Origin of the sequence: Ruegeria sp. TM1040, from assembly GCF_000014065.1 — a bacterium.
Classification (GTDB): domain Bacteria; phylum Pseudomonadota; class Alphaproteobacteria; order Rhodobacterales; family Rhodobacteraceae; genus Epibacterium.
Genome location: NC_008044.1, coordinates 726,164 through 745,687, shown reverse-complemented (window position 1 = coordinate 745,687; position 19,524 = coordinate 726,164). Strand labels below are relative to the sequence as shown.

At 61.7% G+C, this 19,524-nt stretch carries 15 protein-coding genes; 1 reads left to right on the top strand and 14 read right to left on the bottom strand.

Annotated features, from left to right (window positions below):
- Nucleotides 1-79: 79 nt before the first annotated feature.
- From TM1040_RS07770 to ftsW, 13 genes are all read right to left on the bottom strand, one after another.
- On the bottom strand, nucleotides 80-1,774 hold the full coding sequence (locus tag TM1040_RS07770) for a chloride channel protein (protein ID WP_011538038.1): 1,695 nt from the start codon (nucleotides 1,772-1,774) through the stop codon (nucleotides 80-82).
- A gap of 86 nt (nucleotides 1,775-1,860) precedes the next feature.
- Complete coding sequence (gene recN / locus TM1040_RS07765; RefSeq protein WP_011538037.1) at nucleotides 1,861-3,510, bottom strand: DNA repair protein RecN; 1,650 nt, start codon at nucleotides 3,508-3,510, stop codon at nucleotides 1,861-1,863.
- Between the two features lie 76 nt (nucleotides 3,511-3,586).
- Nucleotides 3,587-4,438, bottom strand: coding sequence for an outer membrane protein assembly factor BamD (locus TM1040_RS07760; RefSeq protein WP_011538036.1), 852 nt, complete (start codon nucleotides 4,436-4,438; stop codon nucleotides 3,587-3,589).
- Nucleotides 4,439-4,783: 345 nt separating this feature from the next.
- Complete coding sequence (lpxC, locus tag TM1040_RS07755; RefSeq protein ID WP_011538035.1) at nucleotides 4,784-5,731, bottom strand: UDP-3-O-acyl-N-acetylglucosamine deacetylase; 948 nt, start codon at nucleotides 5,729-5,731, stop codon at nucleotides 4,784-4,786.
- 198 nt (nucleotides 5,732-5,929) lie between these two features.
- Complete coding sequence (gene ftsZ, locus TM1040_RS07750) at nucleotides 5,930-7,603, bottom strand: cell division protein FtsZ (protein ID WP_011538034.1); 1,674 nt, start codon at nucleotides 7,601-7,603, stop codon at nucleotides 5,930-5,932.
- A 424-nt stretch (nucleotides 7,604-8,027) separates the two neighbouring features.
- Nucleotides 8,028-9,362, bottom strand: coding sequence for a cell division protein FtsA (ftsA, locus tag TM1040_RS07745; RefSeq protein WP_044026679.1), 1,335 nt, complete (start codon nucleotides 9,360-9,362; stop codon nucleotides 8,028-8,030).
- A gap of 1 nt (nucleotide 9,363) precedes the next feature.
- Nucleotides 9,364-10,263 (bottom strand): cell division protein FtsQ/DivIB, encoded by a 900-nt coding sequence (locus TM1040_RS07740; protein WP_011538032.1) that lies wholly within the window; start codon nucleotides 10,261-10,263, stop codon nucleotides 9,364-9,366.
- A complete protein-coding gene (locus tag TM1040_RS07735; RefSeq protein WP_049763232.1) occupies nucleotides 10,251-11,135 on the bottom strand; it encodes a D-alanine--D-alanine ligase in 885 nt (294 codons plus the stop codon). Before TM1040_RS07735 ends, TM1040_RS07740 begins: the two co-directional genes overlap by 13 nt.
- A gap of 358 nt (nucleotides 11,136-11,493) precedes the next feature.
- Nucleotides 11,494-12,420 carry a UDP-N-acetylmuramate dehydrogenase gene (murB, locus tag TM1040_RS07730; protein ID WP_011538030.1) on the bottom strand — a complete coding sequence of 309 codons (927 nt, stop codon included), beginning with the start codon at nucleotides 12,418-12,420 and terminating at the stop codon, nucleotides 11,494-11,496.
- Nucleotides 12,421-12,561: 141 nt separating this feature from the next.
- Complete coding sequence (locus tag TM1040_RS07725; RefSeq protein WP_044026678.1) at nucleotides 12,562-12,801, bottom strand: DUF2484 family protein; 240 nt, start codon at nucleotides 12,799-12,801, stop codon at nucleotides 12,562-12,564.
- Nucleotides 12,802-12,967: 166 nt separating this feature from the next.
- Complete coding sequence (gene murC / locus TM1040_RS07720) at nucleotides 12,968-14,377, bottom strand: UDP-N-acetylmuramate--L-alanine ligase (RefSeq protein WP_011538028.1); 1,410 nt, start codon at nucleotides 14,375-14,377, stop codon at nucleotides 12,968-12,970.
- Nucleotides 14,374-15,471, bottom strand: a complete 1,098-nt coding sequence (locus tag TM1040_RS07715; RefSeq protein WP_011538027.1) for a UDP-N-acetylglucosamine--N-acetylmuramyl-(pentapeptide) pyrophosphoryl-undecaprenol N-acetylglucosamine transferase — start codon at nucleotides 15,469-15,471, stop codon at nucleotides 14,374-14,376. Before TM1040_RS07715 ends, murC begins: the two co-directional genes overlap by 4 nt.
- A gap of 46 nt (nucleotides 15,472-15,517) precedes the next feature.
- Complete coding sequence (ftsW, locus tag TM1040_RS07710) at nucleotides 15,518-16,687, bottom strand: putative lipid II flippase FtsW (protein WP_011538026.1); 1,170 nt, start codon at nucleotides 16,685-16,687, stop codon at nucleotides 15,518-15,520.
- A 223-nt stretch (nucleotides 16,688-16,910) separates the two neighbouring features.
- On the opposite strand from ftsW, the gene TM1040_RS07705 reads away from it, so the two are divergent.
- Nucleotides 16,911-18,086, top strand: coding sequence for an NAD(P)/FAD-dependent oxidoreductase (locus TM1040_RS07705; RefSeq protein ID WP_044027029.1), 1,176 nt, complete (start codon nucleotides 16,911-16,913; stop codon nucleotides 18,084-18,086).
- Nucleotides 18,087-18,091: 5 nt separating this feature from the next.
- On the opposite strand, the gene murD is transcribed toward TM1040_RS07705, so the two are convergent.
- On the bottom strand, nucleotides 18,092-19,495 hold the full coding sequence (murD, locus tag TM1040_RS07700; RefSeq protein WP_011538024.1) for a UDP-N-acetylmuramoyl-L-alanine--D-glutamate ligase: 1,404 nt from the start codon (nucleotides 19,493-19,495) through the stop codon (nucleotides 18,092-18,094).
- Nucleotides 19,496-19,524 lie beyond the last annotated feature (29 nt).

Here is a 19,524-nt window from a genome sequence, read left to right as displayed (position 1 = left end):
AGGAATGCGGCACGAATAATCCCGGGACAAACGGAGCGCCCATCAGGCAGCGCAGCCGTGCGAGATCCGAAATGCGAGACTACCGGTGTTCTTCGGCCGCAATGGCCACGAGCGCGCTGTTGTATGCCTTGAGCGAGTCTACATGATGGAGCACGCCGATCAGGGTCATCAGTGGCTCTCCGGTCTCTTCTGAGAACTCTTCTTCAGTGACCACCGGGATATACTCCACCCCTGCCCGGTCAAAAATCGGCAGCGCCGCCTCCAGCGTGGAGGTGGGGCTGATGGCGATGCCTTCATCGATCAGCGCCTGTGCGCTCTCGGGATCACTATCCGCCAAGGGCCGCATGACCTTGCCCACCCGCAGAGTGCCCAAGAGGTAGGCCTGCGGACCCGCCGCGCAATGCAGGTCGCGTTTTTCAAGCTGGGTCAGGAAGAACGAGCGGTCCACCATCCGCGAGGCCAACGCCGTGGACATCGACACCGATACCATCACCGCAAGGCCGATCTGCCAGTCGCCTGTCAGTTCAAACACAATGAGCGTGGTCGAAATGGGCGCACCCAGCACCGCAGCGGCGACAGCGCCCATCCCCGCAAAAGCATAGAGCGTATGCGTACCCGAGACATCCGGCAGGAAATTCGTCGCAATGAGGCCAAAGGCAAGCCCGGTCAGCGCCCCAACCATCAACGAGGGGGAAAACACCCCGCCCCCCATGCGCCCGCCCATGGTGATGGAGACTGCAGCCACTTTGACAATCGTGAACAGGATAGCCTGGCTGAGCAGCAGGCTCCCAGACAGGGCGAGCACGGTCGTCTCGTATCCAACACCAATGATATGCGGATACCAGATTGCGACCAGACCAAGCAAAAACCCAGCTACGGTCGGGCGCAACCAGCGCGGCATGCCAAGCGCCGATTGCACAGCCGTCCCCACCCGATCCGCCAAAAAGATTGAATGCATCAGCACAACCGCGACGACGCCACAGATCAGACCAAGCATCAGGAACGCTGGCAACTCGACGTAGAATTGCAACGCACCGGGCGTCGTGAGCACAAATTCCGTGACATCCCCATACTCAAGCCGATTGATGACAGTGCCTGCCACCGAGGCCACCACGATGGGCGCGAAGGTGTTTACGGAAAAATGCCTGAGCACCACTTCCATGGCAAAAAGAGCGCCGGCAATCGGGGCGTTAAAACTGGCAGAAACCGCTGCCGCAACCGCGCAACCCAGGAGGTCCCGCCCAGTGATGCCATCGGCACGGATGCGGTCGCTCACCCAGGTAGAGATCATGCCTGCGATATGGACCACCGGCCCCTCGCGCCCGGAAGAGCCCCCGGTCGAGAGGGTCAAAAAGGACGCGCAGGCCGAGGCCAACCCCTCGCGGATCTCGACGCGCCCATCTCTGAGGGCCGCGCCTTCGATCACATCGGCGACGGATCGTACCCGCCCGTCTGGCGTAAAGCGGTGCAGAATGATCCCGACGATCAACCCGCCGAATACCGGCACCAGCAACAGCACGTACCACGGCAGCGTTGCGGCGAAACTATGCAGGTAGTCCACATCCTCGGCGCCGTAGACGGCCCCTTGTAGCGCGGTAATGCCTTTGCGAAAGAACAAAGCGGCAAAGCCAGCGAGCACCCCAATGACCAGAGCAATCAACCAGAATTGCAGCTGACTTGGTCCACGGTGAACCAATACACGACGGGCATCCCGCAAGCGCGCCTTGGTATTGGCGAGATATTCAGACAGGGGACTACTTTCCCGTCGCGCCATCCAGGTTCTCCGATCTGTTCACTGACCTATCAGTGCCACACCTACCCCATGGTAGTTAACAATAATTTTGCGAGCGTCCGATACCCTTAGACGTCTGCCAGAAGCGCTTTGGCGGCGGCGCGGGCTTCTGGTGTGATCTTGTCACCAGAGACCATGCGCGCGATCTCATCGACGCGCTCGCCCTCATTCAGGGGCACCACCTGCGACAGCGTCACGCCCTCGGTCACGGATTTCTGGACCCGCCAATGGTGGGCTCCTTGCGCAGCAACCTGAGGAGAATGTGTGACGACCAATACCTGACTGCCATCGGCAAGCGCCTTCAGTCTGCGCCCGACCGCATCGGCGGTTGCGCCCCCAACACCACGGTCGATTTCGTCAAAGATCAGCGTCTTTGCGGCATCCTCGCCCCGCAAACAGACCTTGAGCGCCAAGAGAAAGCGGCTCAGCTCGCCACCCGAAGCGATCTTGTTCAGCGGACCCGCAGGCGCGCCTGGGTTGGTGGCAACAGTGAACGCGACCTCATCCACGCCATCCGGGCCGGGCTCGGCCTCCGTGATCTTGGTTTCAAACACTGCGCGCTCCATCTTGAGCGGCGCCAGTTCTGCCATCACGGCTGCGTCAAGCGTTGCGGCACTGTCCCGCCGTTTGGCCGATAGGCGTTCGGCAGCCGCCGCATACGTCGCCTCCGCTGCGCGAAGGGCATCTTCCTGGTCCGCGAGGTTCTGATCCCCAGCATCCAGCGCCTGCAGTTTCTCGCGCAGGACATCCGCGTGATCGGCCAGATCATCCGGCTGCACATCATGTTTGCGCGCCAATGCGCGAATGGCAAAGAGGCGCTCCTCGCAGTCTTCCAAATCGCCGGGATTGAAATCTAATCCTTCCAGAAAGCGCTCGACGCCATCCTGCGCTTCGCCAAGTTCGATCATCGCGCGGCTCAGTGCGGCCAGCGGGGCATCAAGCGCCTCGCCTGCGTCTCCGGAAACCGCCTCAAGCCAGCGCTGCGCCTCGCCCATCGCGCCTTCGGCGCCTTCCGATAGCAGACCGTGCGCGCGGGCAATATCGCCGCGGATGCGCTCGGCGGCCTGCATCTGGCGCCGGCGGGTGTCGAGGCTTTCGTCTTCGCCGGGTTCGGGGCTGAGTTTGTCGAGCTCCGACACAGAATGGCGCAGGAACTCTTCTTCTGCACGCACGCTCTCCAGAGCGGCGCGGGTCTCTTCCACTTGCTTGCGGGCGCGGGCCGCGGCCCCCCAGGCAGCGCGCACCTCATCAAGCTGCGCCTGAACATTGGCAAAGTCATCCAGCATCGCCCGGTGGCCACGCGGGTTCAGCAGACCTCGATCGTCGTGCTGACCATGCAGCTCCAGCAATGTGTCCGAGAGCGCCCGCAGAACTTCGCCAGAGCAGCGTCGATCATTCACCCAGGCGGTCTTGCGCCCATCTGACGTGTTCACGCGTCGCAGCAGCAATGTGTCAGAGACCGGCAGCCCTGCTTCCTCGAGTACCGCACGCGCCGCGTGCCCTTCCGGCAGATCGAACTCGGCCACGACCTCGCCCTGATCCGCCCCTTGCCGCACCAGAGCGGCCCGCCCGCGCCAGCCCAGCACAAAGCCCAGAGAGTCAAGAAGGATGGATTTACCGGCGCCGGTTTCCCCGGTCAGCACGTTCAGACCCGGCTGGAACGACAGCTCCAGATGGTCGATGATCAGAAGGTCGCGAATATCAAGCGCGCGCAGCATCTAGATGCCCCGTGTTGAGCGCCATCCGCGCGGCGCAGTCCGCCGCCCGGAGTCAAATGCGCTGTCCTGTTGTGCGTCAGAGCCATTGGCCCTTGATCGACTGACGATAGATCTTGGCAAGCCAGTTGTTGCCGCGATCCTTGAGCTTCAACCCCTGAGCGGTCAGCAACCGATAGCCATCCTCGTACCAATCAGTCGACTGGAAGTTATGACCGAGGATCGCGCCAGCAGACTGCGCCTCATCCGTGAGACCAAGCGACAGATACGCCTCGATCAGGCGATAGAGCGCCTCTGCCGTGTGGGACGTTGTCTGGAAATCTTCCACCACCACACGGAAGCGGTTGATCGCTGCCGAATAGTGCTGGCGTTTCAGATAATAGCGACCGATTTCCATTTCTTTGCCCGCAAGGTGGTCAAAGGCGAGATCAAACTTGAGGATGGCAGAGCTGGCATATTCGCTCTCGGGATAGACCTCGATTACGGTCCGCAGCGCTTGCAGAGCCTGGAAGGTCAGCCCCTGATCACGCCCGACTTCGTCAATCTGGTCATAGTAGCTCAGGGCGAGAAGATACTGCGCATAGGCGGCATCAGCATCTGTCGGATAAAAGTCAATATAGCGCTGCGCGGCGGAACGGCTGTTCTCGTAGTCTTCGGCCTGATGGTAGGTGAAGGCCTGCATGATCAGGGACTGCTTGGCCCATTCGGAATAGGGATAGAGCCGCTCGACCTCGGAAAAGAAATAGGCCGCATCTTTTTCACGACTGCGGGCCAGTTCGAATTCGCCGCGCTCGTAAATCTGGGCGGGCGAGAACCCTTCAAGATCCAAAGACGACCGCTGCGCATCCCCATCCGCGCCGCCGCATGCGGCAAGGGTCGCCATCAGCGCGACCACTCCGATCCCTTTGGCTGCTGCCCTGATGCCGATCATTCCTGCCTCACTTCACCGTCTCGTTTACAGCCTTGCGACCGCGTCTTTCGCCTGCGTCTTGGCGCGGGCGAGGCCGTTCGACCCCTCGTGTGGGCGACAGCGTCGCCACGGTCTAGCACATTCATATGATGTGCAAAACGCCTTTCGCACTGTTGATGTTCAATTGGCAGAGAAAGCGGCCGAGGGTCAAGTCTGCATACCTGTTCAGGTACCCCAAACTTCTGGCAGATGCCCTGCAACGGGACGGCTCAGGATGCAGCGGAAATGCAAAAAACGGCCGATGTCATCGACCGTTTCCAAGAGCACTCGACCGTTTCGCGGCGCGCTAAATGAGGCCCGCGCGGATCAGGCGACGCGGCGCACCTGCGCGGGGATTTCGGACCAGACGAGCCCCTGACCAGGCAGGCGCGCGGTCATGATCGGGTCGCAGGTGACTTCGCGCACTGCGCCAGGGGTGTCAAAAAGCGCACGAAGAAGCGTATTGGTGAGCGAGTGCCCTGCCCGTTCACCAACATAGTGACCAAAGATCGGCGCGCCCGCCAATGCAAGATCACCAAGCGCATCCAGCATCTTGTGACGCACAGGCTCATCAGGATGGCGAAGGCCGGACCCTGCATGCACGGTGGGGCCATCAAACACGACCGCGTTTTCGCCCGGCACACCACCAAGCGCAAGACCGTTGGCCTGCATCGTCTCGACATCTGCGCGGCGGCAGAAGGTGCGGCTGTCGCAAAGTTCGCGCGCGAAGGTACCGTTGCGCAGATCCAGCTCACGGCTCTGATGGCCAATACCTTCTTCCGCAAAGTCGATATCAAAGGAGATTTTTAGTCGATCGCAGGGCAGCAATGTCGCGCGCGCATCTTCGGTTTCAACCATAACCGGCTTCAGCACTTTCCAGGCGCGCACGGGGACGCCAAGGCGCTGAATACCCGTGGCCATGATCTCACGCACAAACTCTGCCGAGGAGCCGTCCATGATCGGAACTTCGGGCCCGTCGATCTCCACACGTGCATTGTGAACACCACAGCCTGCAAGCGCTGCCATGATGTGCTCGACCGTCGACACGGATACCCCGGCCCCGTTTACGAGGCGGGTGCAGAGCGCGGTGCGCTCCACCATATCCCAGCGTGCCGGAATGAGGGTATTGCCCAGAGCAATGTCCACACGCACGAAGGTGATGCCGTGACCAGCCGGAGCCGGATGCACAACCATCTTGGCCGGTTTGCCAGAATGCAGGCCGGTGCCTTCAAAGGTGACTGCTGCTTTGAGCGTATTCTGCACAATGTGCCTCATGGATAGCTTCGGCCCTGAGGGACCGTCTCGCCGGTACACCTAAGCGCTCCTGCCGCGAGCCTCAATTCAATCTTTGTAACCGAATGAAACATGAATATTACAACTTGGCAAAACCCCGCCGAAGCCACTCTACTCATTTGAAACAAAACAAAAAAAGACCGCCTCTCGGCGGTCTCTTTGGGTGTGATTTATGACCGATCAGTTGGCTTGACGGCGCAGGAATGCCGGGATTTCGATGCGCTCTTGATCCTCGTCATGGGGCTGCTCAGCCTGCTGCGGCTGTGCGCTCTGCATGCTGGGCTGGACCCGTTGCGCCGCTTGAGGACGGTTTTGCGACGTCTCTTGCGGGTGGCCAGTCATCCGGTTGATCAGCGAGTTCAGGCCGAAACGGCGCTGCTCCTGCGCTTCTGCGCTGCGACGCTCTTGCTGCGGCGCCGCTGCGGCGGGTTGCTGTGCCGGGCGCTGCGGTTGCTGCGAGGCCTGGTGGCGCTGTGCCGCCTCACGCAGGCGCACGATGGCATCCTGCGACGGGGTGCCCGGAGCCGGGGCGCGCGGTGCCACAAAGACTTCGGCCTGGGTCACAGCCGGTTGTGCAGGCTGCGGTTGCGGCTGAGGTGCGGGCTGCTGTGCCTGCGGCTGGTACGCCGGGGGCGGCAGGCCATCATTGGCATCTGCAGCTTCGTTGGTGTCCTCGATCACATCGTCGCTTGCAGCGCCTTCATCAGCGTCAAACTCGGAAAACAACGAAGGTTCCTGGCCTGCACCGGCTTGCGCGGCGACGGGCGTCGGAGCGTCTACCTGCTCAGTGAGTTCAAGCGGCGCCTGACGATTTTCTTCGACGCTCACGGTTTTGGTCAGCGGCGCGGACATCGGGCGACGCGGGACCGGCACCTCATTGGCATCCTCAGACGCATCAATCCCGGTTGCAACCACGGAGACGCGCATCTTGCCTTCCATCTCGGTGTCGAGCGTGGAGCCCACGATGATGTTGGCGTTGGGATCAACTTCTTCGCGAATGCGGTTGGCCGCTTCGTCCAGTTCAAACAGGGTCAGATCATGCGCACCGGTGATGTTGATGAGCACGCCCTTGGCGCCCTTGAGACTGATTTCGTCCAGCAGCGGGTTGGCGATGGCTTTTTCGGCGGCCTGGATGGCGCGATCTTCGCCCTCGGCCTCACCAGTGCCCATCATCGCTTTGCCCATCTCGTCCATCACGGCACGTACATCCGCAAAGTCGAGGTTGATGAGGCCCGGACGCACCATCAGGTCGGTCACGCCTTTGACACCCTGATAAAGCACATCGTCCGCCATAGAGAAGGCTTCGGTGAAGGTGGTCTTCTCATTGGCCAGACGGAACAGGTTCTGGTTCGGAATGATGATAAGCGTATCAACAACCTTCTGAAGGCTCTCGACGCCCTCTTCGGCCTGGCGCATCCGCTTGGCGCCTTCGAACTGGAACGGCTTAGTGACAACCCCGACGGTCAGCACACCAAGCTCACGCGCGGCCTGCGCGATGATCGGGGCGGCGCCGGTTCCGGTGCCCCCGCCCATGCCAGCGGTGATAAAGCACATGTGCGCGCCCGCGAGATGGTCAACGATCTGCTCAATGCTTTCCTCAGCGGCAGCAGAGCCGACCGAGGGGCGTGCACCTGCGCCAAGGCCTTCGGTCACCTTGACGCCGAGCTGCACCCGGTTTTTGGCTGCGTTTTGCTGCAACGCCTGTGCGTCGGTGTTGGCAACAACAAAATCCACACCCTCGAGCTGCTTGGCGATCATGTTGTTGACGGCGTTCCCGCCCGCACCACCAACCCCAAAGACGGTGATCTTGGGGCTCAGCTCTTCTTGTCCGGGCATCGAAAGGTTCAGGGTCATGCTTTTTCCGCCTGTGTTTTTAGCCCTCCCGCAAGGGCGTCGATTGTCACTCTTCTGCCTTAATCCTACCGCGACGCGTGAGTCTCGTCATCCCCAAAAGCGCATTCGCCCACAAAATATGGGTCAAAAGGCGTGGGAACTTGCCGAATATCGCCCTTCTGGCGAGATATGGTGTAACGCGGCAACCTGAAACACAACAGGACATCACCCCGCGCGCGGACTGCGGGCGGTTCGGAGCCTTGAATTCAGATTGCGGAGATCCTCTGCTCGGCCTCGCACGTCGCTGATTTTCAGCGTGTTTAGGGTAGATATAACTGATCCTCGGAGGCCTGTCACGGCCATTGTGGAGAAGCTGTGGGAAACCTGTGCATAACTTTGTGGAGGCCCGCGGCAATCGGCAAAGGTTTGCCGAGCGCCGCGCAGATCACCAGTTGTCCTTAAACCAACGCACGACGCGGCGCATCGAGCCGCCAGCCATCCGGTCCACCGGCGCGTCGAAATCCCACCACTCGTCCTGCGGATGCGCTGCAAACAGACACATGCCGACGGCAGAGGCAAAGCCCGGCCCGGTCACAGCCTGCGGCAGACCATGCACACGCATCGGTCGCCCAAGGCGCACTTGCTGGCCGAGTATGCGGCTTGCAAGACCATCAAGCCCGAGGATCTGGCTGGAGCCGCCGGTCAGCACGATTTGCTGGCTCGGCAGATGGTCGAATCCGGCGGCATCGAGACGGACGCGCACTTCTTCCAGGATTTCCTCGACGCGGGGACGCATGATCCCAATGAGCTCCGCCCGGCTAACGGTGCGGCGATCCCGCTCCCAATCGCCTGTCTCGCCGCCGATGTCGATCATGTCGCGATCATCCGCACCAGTCGCATGTACGCCGCCAGACATGGTCTTGATCCGCTCGGCAGTTGCTGTGGGCACGCCGAGCCCCATGGAAATATCACTGGTAACGTGATCCCCCCCCATGCGCACCGCATCGGCATAGATCATGTGTTTCTTCATGAAGATCGACACCGAAGTGGTGCCGCCCCCCATGTCGATGCAGGCCGCGCCGAGTTCTTGCTCATCTTCCACAAGGGCTGAGATCCCCGAGACATAGGCCGAAGAGGCAATCCCCGCCAGTTCCAGATCGCAGCGCTGCACACAGCGCACCAGGTTCTGGATGGCGGCAGCTTCGACCGTGAGCATATGCATATCAACAGAGAGCGCCTGCCCCATCTGGCCGCGCGGGTCTTCAAGACCAGATCGGTTGTCGAGCGCGAAGTTCACAGGTTGCGCGTGCAAAACCTCGCGCCCGGCGCCGTATTCCGGCACTTCGCAGGCCGCCAGCACACGTGCGATCTCATTCTCGGTGACTTCCTGCCCTTCGAGTTCCACCGTGGCATCAAGCCCATAAGACCGCGGCAGTGCGCCGGCGAAACAAGCGATCACATGGTCAACCCGGACTTCAGCCATCTTTTGCGCCGCCTGCACGGCGGTGCGAATGGCGCGCTCGGTTTCCTGCATGGCGCAGACTTCGCCAAACTGCACCCCGCGCGAACGGGTCGTCGCCGCGCCAATCACGCGAAAACCCGACTGCCCCGCAAGAGACCCGATCGAATTGTCTTCGCTCAGGCGCGTGACGCCATCAAACCTCAGTACCAAGCAGGATATCTTGGAACTGCCCACATCCAGAATGGCCACCACACCGCGTTGCATCGCCTGGCGGCGCATTTGCCGCATCGCACGTTGGGATTGATACAGGTCTGTCATATCAATAGGAGCTCTCATTCAATTGACGGATGCGCCACCAGTCCTCTACGGCTGGCGCGTTCATTCTAACGGTTAGACGCGTGGGCAGGCGCAGATCCACGACTGCGACATCCCGTTCCAACAGATCTTTGACTTCGCTGACCGCGATTACCCGCTCAAGCGCCGCGACAGGGCGCTTTACAGGCAGCTGAATACGCTGGCCACGGTCCAGAACCACGTCCCAGCGGCGCTCGCCGATACGCACGATGCCGCGCAAACGACTGCCTAGCGGGCGCGCGGCCGCAAAAAGGCGCAGTGCCTCGGGAGCGCGTTCATCCGCCCCCCGCCCAGCGATCAGCGGCAGATCCGGATGCAGGCTGCGCTGGCCAAGCTCGGCCACAAATGCACCGGTCTCATCCAGCAGCGCCAGCCCATCGCGGCTGCGCCAGACAATTGCTGGTTCGCGCTCTTCCACATCAACCTGCAGGATCCCTCCGGGCCGGATCCGCACCGATGCGGTTTTCACAGGATCAAGCCCCACGATCAGATCGCGAATGGCCGCCAGATCAAGATCAAAGGAACTGACCGGAAGATCCAGCGAGGTCACCTCGCGAATATCGGTCGCCACACTTTCGCCCGCGCCGTCGATTGCCATGACGTTGACCATGAATTCCGGACGGGTCTCAAAGGAGGCGCGGGCCTCATTATAAAGAGCCATCAGATGATCGCGGCGGGTCTCGCTGGCCAGATAACTCCCGGCAGCGATAAAAAGAACCCCGAGCGGAAGCCCCACCCGCAAACCGGTTCGAATGCCCGGCGTCAACATCCAGCGCTGGATCCGGTATTTCAATCGTGAAGGCGCTGGGTCAGCTTTGCTTTCACCTGCGCGGCTGCGGGACAAACGAGAGGTCAGCGCTCGCATGACGCGTCCTCCACCAACCAGGCGCACAGTTGCCCGAATGTGAGACCAACATGCTCGGCCTGTTCAGGCGATAACGAGGTCGGCGTCATCCCCGGTTGCGTGTTGGTTTCAAGCAGCACCAGCCCATCAGCGCCGCGCGCCTCATCCCAGCGAAAATCCGTACGCGAAATCCCGCGACACCCAAGCACCTGATGGGCGCGCAGGGCGTAATCATGGCATAGATCGGCGATTTCGTCCGGGATCTCGGCAGGCAATACATGGCGCGAGCCACCCGTGGCATATTTGGCCTCATAGTCGTACCAGCCATCGGTGAGGATGTCGGTCACACAGAGCGCGCGATCCCCCATCACGGTCACTGTCATCTCGCGACCAGGCGCATAGGCCTCGACCATCACCTGTGCAGGCATCTCTTCAGAGAGCTGCGGCGGGCTGTTGGTGGCCTCGTGAACGATGTAAATGCCAACCGACGAACCCTCATTATTAGGCTTCACCACATAGGGCGGCGCGATCACATGGCGGGCCATCACGTCTGCTTTGGCGGCGATCACACTGTCGACCACCGGCAGGCCTGCGGTACGATAGGCCGCCTTGGAGCGCTCCTTGTCCATCGCCAGTGCAGAGGCCAGCACGCCGGAATGGGTGTAGGGGATGCGCAGCCACTCAAGAAGCCCCTGCACACACCCGTCTTCTCCCCAACGCCCATGCAGAGCGTTGAAAGCCACATCCGGTTTGATGTCATTGAGTTGCGCTACAAGGTCGGGGCCTGCATCGACCTCGACCACCTCGTAGCCCTGTCCTCTGAGTGCGCGGGCGCATTCGCGCCCCGTCGACAAAGACACCTCGCGCTCGGCCGAGGGGCCACCCATCAACATCGCAACCTTCGGGAGTGTTCCGCTCGCTCCACCCACGATCACTGCCTCAATTGTACCCGGGCATTTTCGCCCATTTTATCATTATAACGGGGTCGGTTTTCCGGCTCCCGCACAGCAATTTGTCTGTCTTAGCATCGGGGGCCTGCTCCCCTTTGCAGTAGTGTCCTGTCTGCGCGCACCGAGATGCTGGCGTTGACGTGGTCCAAGTTATGACAAAAGCGTTACCGCTTCATTAACCAAAGTGACCTGCCAGTTGAGCAGCCAAACGACCATGCCCCTGCTCAGATCGCTCCACCGAGCCGGATCAGACATTCCGCTGATCGGCCCAAATTCATGAATTGACTTGAGTTTTCGAGGGTCACGACCGCTTAGGATCGCCCACACGCATGATTTCCCATTCTAGCCAAATGCCTGAGTCCGCGTAAACCTTTTTTCGCACATTTTCGCCCAATCCTTCCAGATCGGCGGCGGTTGCGCCACCGGCGTTAATCATGAAGTTGGAATGTTTTTCACTCATCTGCGCCCCTCCAAGGGTGGCACCGCGCAAGCCTGCGTTGTCAATCACCTTCCAGGCCTTGAGATCCATGACATCATCCGCCTTGCCAGTGGACGAGAACCCCGCCGGGTTGCGGAAGGTGGACCCCGCAGAGCGTTCCTTTGTCGGCTGGGTCTCGTCGCGTTTGCGCAGCTGGTCCTCCATGCGCGCCGCCAGGGCATCCGGGTCCCCCTTGGGGCCTCGCAGCGTTGCGGACACGAGAACTGCGCCGGGCGCCAGCTCGGTCTGGCGGTACTTGAACTGCAGATCCTCTGCCGAAAGCGTCGCAAGGCTGCCGTCCCGCAGCACCACCTGCGCGGACATAAAGACATCCGCCACATACGAACCATAGCACCCCGCGTTCATTCGCACGGCGCCGCCAATACTGCCGGGGATCGTGCGCAGAAACGTCAGGTCCACTCCTGCCTCGGCCGATTTTCGTGCCACATGTGCATCAAGCGCCGCCGCGCCCGCAGTCACCGTGTCGCCGTCGACCTCGATCCCGTTGAAGCCGCGCCCAAGACGGATCACCACCGAACGCAACCCGCCATCACGCACAATCAGATTGGAGCCAACGCCCATGGGAAAGACGTCCATATCTGCCGGTAGATTCCGCAGGAATTCTTGCAGATCCTCCAGATCGGCTGGCTGGAACAGGTAATCCGCTGGACCTCCGACACGCAGCCAAGTCAGATCGGAAAGGTCTCGGTTCGGCGTCAGGCGCCCGCGCACAGCAGGAAGGTCGGTCATGATGGCTCGCTTGTGGTTTCCCCGAGGGTTTAGGCCATGCCCATTGCGAGGAAAACCCCTCTGTCCGATCTCGGGCGCCTTCAGAACGACATTCCCGTGCAGGCCCGCGCGGCAAGCGCGCTGAGATCGAGCATCACTCGCCTAGCCGCGTCGCATCCAGCGCAACAGGTAAATCACGGGCCAGCGTAGGATCGACATACCGGCCACCAGCATCGCCAGCCCCCACCAGGGGCCGTTTTCATATGTCACATAGCCCAACAGCGGTATGCCGATCGCGATCAGTACATAAGCGCGTGTCCAGTGATTGTCGCGCGAGGGTATGAGCGCCAGCACATTGGCGACCAAGATCCAAATGCACGCAAGGATCAGGGAGATATTCATCAAATGGCCCTCCACCCGTTGCCACCGCCGTAATTCCAGCACTGGGCGCCGCAGCGCGGCGCTTCGCTTACCGTCTGGTCGGCGCAATGTCGGACCATACGGCACGGGCGCGGACCGCAGACAGCCTCGCCACCCTGTGCCATCCGGGGCAGGAGGGCGCCCGGGTTCACCCCCGAAGCCTCTCGGGCAATCCGTTTGCCCATGCCGAAATCGTCCCTGCACCAAGGCACACCACCATGTCACCGGGGCGCGTCTGTTCACGCACGAGGCGCAGCAGGTCATCTTCGTTGAGGATCGCGCGGGCATGGCGATGACCATGCCGGATCAACCCTGCCACCAGATCGTCGCGGCTCGCACCTTCGATGGGATCTTCGCCGGCGGCAAACACCTCGGCTATGGCCACGACATCGGCGTCATTGAAACAGGCGCAGAAATCGTCAAAGAGGTTGGAGAGCCTCGAATAGCGGTGCGGCTGGTGGACGGCGATCACGCGCCCCTCGCCCTCGGTGCCGATGGCTTGTCGCGCAGCTTTGAGGACGGCGGCAATTTCCACCGGGTGATGGCCGTAATCATCAATGATGGTGACACCATCCACTTCGCCCACTTTGGTAAAGCGACGATTGACCCCACCAAAGGCGGCAAGGGCTGTGCGGATCTCTTCGCGCTTCATGCCGAGGTGACGACAGACGGCCACCGCAGAGAGCGCGTTGGAGACATTGTGATCCCCAGGCATCGGCAGCGTACAGCCTTCGATTTTTTGACCCTCAGCCTGCAGCAGGATGTCGAAATGCGCCACGCCTCCTTTGTAGGTGAGGTTCACCGCGCGCACGTCAGCCTGCGCGTTGAACCCGTAGGTGACAACGCGGCGATCGGTGATCCGGCCAACAAGCGCCTGTACTTCGGCGTGGTCGGTACAGCATACCGCGAGACCATAGAACGGAAGGTTGGAGACAAATTCATAAAATCCGTCGCGCAGGCGATCAAAGTCGCCCCAATGCTCCATGTGCTCGGGGTCGATATTGGTCACAACCGCGATCGTGGCAGGCAGACGGTTGAAGGTGCCGTCACTCTCGTCGGCCTCCACCACCATCCATTCGCCCTGCCCCATCCGCGCGTTCGACCCATAGGCATGAATGATGCCTCCGTTCACAACGGTCGGATCAAAGCCACCCGCCACCATCAGCTCTGCCATCATGGTGGTGGTGGTGGTTTTGCCGTGGGTGCCGCCAATGGCAATATTGGACTTGAGCCGCATGAGCTCGGCCAGCATTTCAGCGCGGCGCACCACCGGCAAGCCACGCAAGCGGGCTTCGTCGAGTTCGGCGTTGCCGGGTTTGATCGCGGACGAGATCACCACGACCTCGGCATCTTCGAGGTTCTCGGCGCGCTGGCCTTCAAAAATCGTTGCGCCAAGGCGTTCGAGCCGCTGGGTGATCCTGGAGGACTTGAGATCCGAGCCCTGCACCACATAGCCAAGGTTCAAAAGCACCTCGGCGATGCCAGACATCCCGATGCCGCCAATACCGACAAAATGGATCGGGCCGACGTCGCCGGGCAGTTTGGTGGCAGGGGTCATGGGGCAGCTTCCTCGGACAAATGTTCAACACGCGCCACAAGACGTTCCGTGGCATCTGGAATGCCTGTGCTCAAAGCGGCATGGGCCATCTGCGTGGCCCCTTCGGCATTGGTCAGGACTGCGGCGATTTGCTCTGCAAGCGAGGTGGTGTCAAGGGCGCTCTCGGGAATACGGATCGCGCCTCCGGCCTCAACCAGCCCTCGGGTATTCGCGGTTTGATGGTCGCCTGCGGCCGTGGCCAGCGGGATCAGGATCGACGGACGGCCGATCACCGAAATATCCGCAATCGAGGACGCCCCGGAGCGCGAGATCACCAGCTGCGCCTCGGAGATCCGCGACGGCACATCGGCAAAGAAGGTCTGGACCTCGGCATCAATTCCTGCGTCGGCATAAAACTGCGCAACCCGTGCCATATCCTCTTCGCGGGCCTGATGGCTGACGCGCAGATGGCGGCGCAAGGTCTCGGGCAGCGCCGCGATGGCTCCGGGAACCACATCCGACAGGATACGCGCGCCCTGGCTGCCGCCCATCACCAGAAGCGACATCGGATAATCGCCGGGCGGGATATAGGGCGCGCCCTGGCGCTCCAGAACGGCGGCCCGCACCGGATTGCCGACATGAATACCCTCGGCACCTGCGGGTAAGTCCGTGGGCCAGACGCCGCAGGCCACTTCGGCCACGCGGGTTGCAAATTTCTGGTTCACTTTGCCAAGCACGCCGTTTTGCTCGTGGATCATGCGCGGCAGTCCCAGAAGCGTCGCTGCCCCGAGTGCCGGAATGGACGGATAGCCGCCAAAGCCGATCACCACATCGGGCCGGTCGCGGCGCATCTGCATCGCCATAGACGCAACGCCGGCGGCGATCCGCGGCGCGACCATGGCCTTTGCCAGCAGCCCGCCTCGCGCAAATGTCGCCGAGGAGACCTCCGTGATCTCGGTCATATGAGGAAAGCCGCCCGTGTAGCGTGCACCGCGCGGGTCCGTCGAGAGCTTCACCCGCCAGCCCTTGCGCAGCATCGCCTCGGCCAAGGCCTGCGCGGGGAACATATGCCCCCCGGTGCCGCCTGCCGCCATCAGGAGCAGTTTCTGTGTCATCTCGTGCCTGCCTTCGTCTTCTTGTCCGTTGACCGGACCACCATGCTCAGCCGCGCCCGCGTCCGCGCAATGCGTCCGCGATTTCGCCCTGAGGTCGGGTCCGTGTGAAGGCCAGGAGCATACCCATCGCGATGCCGCCTGCAATGAGGGAGGAGCCACCGTAGCTCACGAACGGCAAAGTCATGCCTTTCGCAGGCAGAAGACGCACCGCAACGCCCATGTTGATCATCGCCTGAACCCCAAAAGTGCAGGCAAGCCCCGCACCGGCAAGGCGGATGAATGTGTCCCGCTCGCGCATCAGGCGGAACAGCGAGCGCACAACGATCATCGCATAGAGGAAGATGATGATGGAGACGAGCACCAGCCCGTATTCCTCGGCAGCTACAGCAATGATGAAATCGGTATGCGCATCCGGCAGCGACCATTTCACCTGCCCCTCGCCGACGCCGACACCAAACAATCCGCCCTCGCGGATCGCATTGGTCGCATAGCCAAGCTGCGTGGTGGGGTCGAGATCAGGGCTCAGGAAGCCATCGATGCGGCGGGCGAAGTGCTCTGAGTTGGAATAGGCGATGACGCCGCCGATAATGACAACCCCGGCCATCCCCACAAGCAACAGCATCGGCGCGCCCGCGACAAAATACATGACCCCCCAACCAAAGAGAATGAGGCAGGCCTGACCAAAGTCGGGCTGCATCACCAAAAGCATCACCACCGCCATGCAGAGACCAAAGGACAACAGCGTGCCCGGCGGCCCATAGATCTGTTGGCTGGCGGCAATCATCCATGCGGCCAGCACCACAAAACCGGGCTTCAGGAATTCCGACGGCTGTACCGAGGCAAAGCCCAGACTGTACCAGCGCACTGCGCCTTTGCCGAAGTCCGTGCCAAAGATCGGCAGGAAGGCAAGCGCCACAAAGGCAAAGATAAACCCGATGACCGCCAACCTGCGCACCAAGGTGGGTGACATCATAGACGTGAGCACCATCGCCACCAGCGCCGTGCTCCCAAAGAAGGCCTGTCGCTGCACATAGTGGAAGTTGTCAAACCCGTTGCGCGCCGCCAGCGGGACCGAAGCCGCAAGCCCCAAAAGCAAGCCGATCACAAACAGGGTAACGATGAAAGTCATCGTCCACTTGTCCAGTGTCCGCCACCATTTCGGGAGGATCGGCTCCCCCTCTTGCGCGGGAAGCGCGCCATAGACCATCTCAGTCATGGGTTCACTGCCTTTGTTGGACCCCAAAATGAGGGGCCTGTTTTGCCTCAATGTGTCCCGGTTTTGGAACTTATTAGTCAAAGTGTACCGTGATTGACACGATCAGGCCAGCATCTTCCGGCCTTGCTGGGCGGGAAAATGCCCCAATTGCGAGGCGCATCGGTCCGAATGGCATCTGTTGCTGCGCCTTGCGCGGTGCGCGCTTTCGTGGTCGATGCGCCCCATGCGGATAAAAACCTTGATTCTCGGCGCCGGCGCGGCTGGCATGATGTGTGCAGCCCATGCAGGGGGCGATTGCCTCGTGGTGGACCACGCCAAGTCCCCCGGAGAGAAGATCCGCATCTCCGGCGGCGGGCGCTGCAATTTTACCAATATGTATGCCGCACCCGAGAATTACATCTCGCAGAACCCGCATTTCTGTAAATCTGCGCTGGCCCGCTACACGCAATGGGATTTCATTGACCTCGTGGGCCGTCATGGCATCGCGTGGCATGAAAAAACGCTTGGCCAGCTCTTTTGCGATGACTCCGCACGCCAGATCGTCGCGATGCTGGTCAAAGAATTGCGCGACGCCGGGGCTGACCTGTGGTTGCAGACCTCGGTCGCGGATGTGGTGCATGGCCGTGACGGATACACCGTCCGCCTCGAGCGCGAGGGCAAGCCCGTGACGATCACGGCTCAGAACCTCGTGCTGGCAACCGGTGGCAAATCGATCCCCAAGATGGGCGCGACGGGTCTTGCCTATGACATCGCGGGGCAGTTTGGGCTGCCCGTCCTTGAGACCCGCCCCGGGCTTGTTCCCCTCACCTTTGGCGAGGGGCGTTTCAAACCTTTGGCCGGGGTCTCGGTGCCCGCACGGCTCTCCAATACTGCGGCCAGTTTTGACGAGGCGCTGCTCTTCACCCATCGGGGCCTCTCTGGACCGGCGGTTCTGCAGATCTCGAGCTATTGGCGCGAAGGAGAGGACATCTTGGTCCACCTGCTGCCGGAACTGGATCTTTTTTCGGCCCTGCGCGCGCAACGTCAGGAAAGCGGGCGCAAGGATCTGACAACCGAACTGGCGCGCCACCTGCCTGCACGGTTGGTGGAGGAGCTGGCGCAGGACGGCAGCCTCAGGGGGCGTTTGGCCGATCAGTCCGATGCAGCGCTCGAAGCCCTCTGCGCGCGGCTGCACAGTTGGCGACTGAAGCCCACCGGCACCGAGGGCTATCGCACCGCCGAAGTGACGCTGGGCGGGATCGACACCGATGCACTGTCGTCGCGCTCGATGGAGGCCAAGGCGCAGCCCGGCCTCTATGTAATCGGCGAAGCGGTGGACGTGACCGGCTGGCTCGGCGGCTATAACTTCCAGTGGGCCTGGGCGTCGGGCCACGCCGCAGGCACCGCCATTCGGGGCTGAGACGTCTAGCCGTTCAGGCGCGCCGTGACCTCAGCGATAAAATCCTCACCGCGTTTTTCAAAACTGTCGTATTGATCAAAGCTCGCCGCCGCAGGGGCCAGAAGCACTGTCTCCCCCGGGCCGGCCTCGGCCATGGCACGCGAGACAGCTTGCGCCATGGTGGTGCAGACCTCGGCCTCCACATCGAGCTGCATGGCAAATTGCGCCGCCTCGCGGCCGATCACATAGGCCTTGAGCACATCATCCGTGGCACCTTTCAGCGCCTCAAGCCCGCCTTCCTTTTCCAAGCCGCCGCAGATCCAGCGGATATTTTTGAACGCGCTCAGCGCCTTGGCGGCGCTGTCGACGTTGGTGGCCTTGCTGTCATTGACATAAGATACCCCATCCGCCTCCGCGATGCGCTGGCTGCGGTGCGGCAGCCCCGGATAGGTCCGCATCGCCGCCTCGATCACCCGCGGCGCCAGCCCAAGCGTACGGGCTGCAGCGTAGGCCGCGCAGGCGTTCTGATGGTTATGCGCTCCGGGCAGACCGGGAATGTCGCGAAGATCAATCGAGCCGGCCTGCCGCCCCTTGCGATACTCCGACAAGAACCCCTTGCGAGCAAAGACGGTCCACCCTGCCCCGCCCGAGAGCTTCTGGCGCGCTGAGATGCGGATCACGCGATCATCGCTCTCGCCTTCGCTCAGTTGCCCTGCAAGGAAAAGCCCCTCGTCCTCATCAACTCCGATGACCGCGCGATCCGGGCCACCCTCTGCAAAAAGGCGCCGCTTGGCCGCAAAATACCCCCCCATTCCAGCGTGACGGTCCAGATGATCCGGCGTCAGATTGGTGAAGACCGCGACATCCGGTGTGAGCGCGCGCGCCAGATCGGTTTGATAGGAGGAGAGCTCCAGCACCACGACACCACCGTCCACGGGTGGGTCGATGTCCAGCACCCCGCGCCCGATATTGCCCGCCATCTGACTGTTGCGCCCGACATGTTCAAGAATGTGGTGCAGCAAGGCAACCGTCGTCGATTTGCCGTTTGAGCCCGTTACGGCAATCACCTTCGGCGCGGTGTCAAACTCGTCCCACTCCGAGGTCGCAACAGAGCGGAAGAACAGGCCAATGTCATTATCCACCGGCACACCCGCCACCAGGGCAGCCCGGATAACCGGATTGGGTTTCGGGTAAAGATGCGCAATCCCGGGCGACACGATGAGGGCGGAGATGCCATCGAATGCGCCCTGCTTGGTCAATTCACGACAGGTGAAGCCCTCTGCCTCGGCAGTGGCGCGTGCAGCGGGGTTATCGTCCCAACAGATCGCCTCTGCCCCGCCTTCGCGCAAGGCCCGCGCCGCAGAGAGCCCCGAGCGCCCAAGCCCCAGCACAGCCACGTTTTGCCCTGCGACACCTTTGACCGGGATCATGCTTCACCTCGTTCTGGAAATCTAAGTCG

Bases quoted from the DNA above. Each gene is read 5' to 3' on its own strand.
- TM1040_RS07770 (WP_011538038.1), bottom strand. From the start codon at position 1,774: ATGGCGCGACGGGAAAGTAGTCCCCTGTCTGAATATCTCGCCAATACC.
- recN (WP_011538037.1), bottom strand. From the start codon at position 3,510: ATGCTGCGCGCGCTTGATATTCGCGACCTTCTGATCATCGACCATCTG.
- TM1040_RS07760 (WP_011538036.1), bottom strand. From the start codon at position 4,438: ATGATCGGCATCAGGGCAGCAGCCAAAGGGATCGGAGTGGTCGCGCTG.
- lpxC (WP_011538035.1), bottom strand. From the start codon at position 5,731: ATGAGGCACATTGTGCAGAATACGCTCAAAGCAGCAGTCACCTTTGAA.
- ftsZ (WP_011538034.1), bottom strand. From the start codon at position 7,603: ATGACCCTGAACCTTTCGATGCCCGGACAAGAAGAGCTGAGCCCCAAG.
- ftsA (WP_044026679.1), bottom strand. From the start codon at position 9,362: ATGACAGACCTGTATCAATCCCAACGTGCGATGCGGCAAATGCGCCGC.
- TM1040_RS07740 (WP_011538032.1), bottom strand. From the start codon at position 10,263: ATGCGAGCGCTGACCTCTCGTTTGTCCCGCAGCCGCGCAGGTGAAAGC.
- TM1040_RS07735 (WP_049763232.1), bottom strand. From the start codon at position 11,135: ATGTTGATGGGTGGCCCCTCGGCCGAGCGCGAGGTGTCTTTGTCGACG.
- murB (WP_011538030.1), bottom strand. From the start codon at position 12,420: ATGACCGACCTTCCTGCTGTGCGCGGGCGCCTGACGCCGAACCGAGAC.
- TM1040_RS07725 (WP_044026678.1), bottom strand. From the start codon at position 12,801: ATGAATATCTCCCTGATCCTTGCGTGCATTTGGATCTTGGTCGCCAAT.
- murC (WP_011538028.1), bottom strand. From the start codon at position 14,377: ATGACCCCTGCCACCAAACTGCCCGGCGACGTCGGCCCGATCCATTTT.
- TM1040_RS07715 (WP_011538027.1), bottom strand. From the start codon at position 15,471: ATGACACAGAAACTGCTCCTGATGGCGGCAGGCGGCACCGGGGGGCAT.
- ftsW (WP_011538026.1), bottom strand. From the start codon at position 16,687: ATGACTGAGATGGTCTATGGCGCGCTTCCCGCGCAAGAGGGGGAGCCG.
- TM1040_RS07705 (WP_044027029.1), top strand. From the start codon at position 16,911: ATGCGGATAAAAACCTTGATTCTCGGCGCCGGCGCGGCTGGCATGATG.
- murD (WP_011538024.1), bottom strand. From the start codon at position 19,495: ATGATCCCGGTCAAAGGTGTCGCAGGGCAAAACGTGGCTGTGCTGGGG.